The organism is Myxococcus llanfairpwllgwyngyllgogerychwyrndrobwllllantysiliogogogochensis (assembly GCF_006636215.1).
Taxonomy (GTDB): domain Bacteria; phylum Myxococcota; class Myxococcia; order Myxococcales; family Myxococcaceae; genus Myxococcus; species Myxococcus llanfairpwllgwyngyllgogerychwyrndrobwllllantysiliogogogochensis.
Window position 1 is genome coordinate 1 of sequence record NZ_VIFM01000547.1, and the last position, 1,188, is coordinate 1,188.

Genomic DNA, 1,188 nt, shown 5'->3' on the forward strand with positions numbered 1-1,188 from the left:
TCAAAAAGAGCGTGATGACTGTCTCGCGACACGCCACTGCACCGGCCCGGAGGCCCACGTCATGAGCGCACTGCGAAACGAGCATTTGTCATACAGCCGGCTGAGCCGCTTCGAGGCCTGCCCGCTGGCCTACCAGCTCCACTACCTCGACAAGCACACCGCCGAGCCCGGCATCCCCTTGAGCTTCGGGAAGGCGCTGCACGCCGTCCTTGAGCGGCTCCTCCAGGAAGTCATCGACACCGAGTACGCGGGCCGTCTCTCCGAAGGGCGTGCCCTCCAGCTCTACCGTGAAGCGTGGGCCGCCGAGGGTCTCTCCGGCCTGGACCTCTTCCAACAGGGCCTCGGCATCCTCCAGGATTTCGTGCGCCAGCAGGGGCGCGTGGACTCCCGCGACATCCTCGCCGTCGAGAAGGAGTTCCGCCTGCCGGTGGGGCCCTTCACCGTCCTGGGCTACATCGACCGCGTCGACTGGGTGGACGACGAGACGGTCCACGTCATCGACTACAAGTCCAACTACCAGCTCTTCACCCGTGAGGAGCTGGACTCCAGCCTCCAGCTCAGCCTCTACGCCCTCGCCGCGCGCCGCATGTGGCCCTGGGCGAAGAAGGTGCGCCTCTCCATGTGGATGCTGCGCCACGGCGTGCGGCAGGAGACGACGCGCACCGAGGAGCAGTTGGAAGCAGCCCTCGCCTACATCGAGACGCTGGGCCAGCAGATGGAGAAGGCGGAGTCCTTCCCCGCCCGCCTCAACCCCAACTGCGTCCACTGCGACCACCGCCGCAACTGCCCCGCCTACGCCCAGGCGCTGGAGGGACAGCGTGACGTCGTCTGCGAGGACACGTCCGACTTGGAGTCCGTCGCCCGCGAGCGCCAGGAAGTCGCCCACCTCGCGAAGATTCTCGGCGCGCGCAAGGCGGAGTTGGAGGGCGTCCTGCGCGCGCACCTCGCCGAGAAGGACGAACTCGTCCTCGCCGGCACGCGCTACCGCATGTTCAACACCACCAGCCTCGACTACCCACTGGAGCCCACCGTCGCGGTGCTAGCCCGGACCACCGGCCTCCCCCGTGAGGAGCTGATGCAGCGCCTCGCCAGCGTCGAGAAGAAGGCCCTCGACGCGCTGCTGAAGGACGCGGGCAAACGCCTGGGGAGCGCACGCGCCGCCCTGCTGAAGGCGGAGCTGGACTCCCT

Annotated in this window: 1 protein-coding gene; it reads left to right on the forward strand. The window is 68.0% G+C overall.

What is annotated here, in order from left to right; translation table 11 throughout:
• Positions 1 to 61: 61 nt before the first annotated feature.
• Positions 62 to 1,188, forward strand: a 1,127-nt coding sequence (locus FJV41_RS49210) for a RecB family exonuclease (RefSeq protein ID WP_141649519.1), incomplete at its 3' end; no start/stop codon positions are given.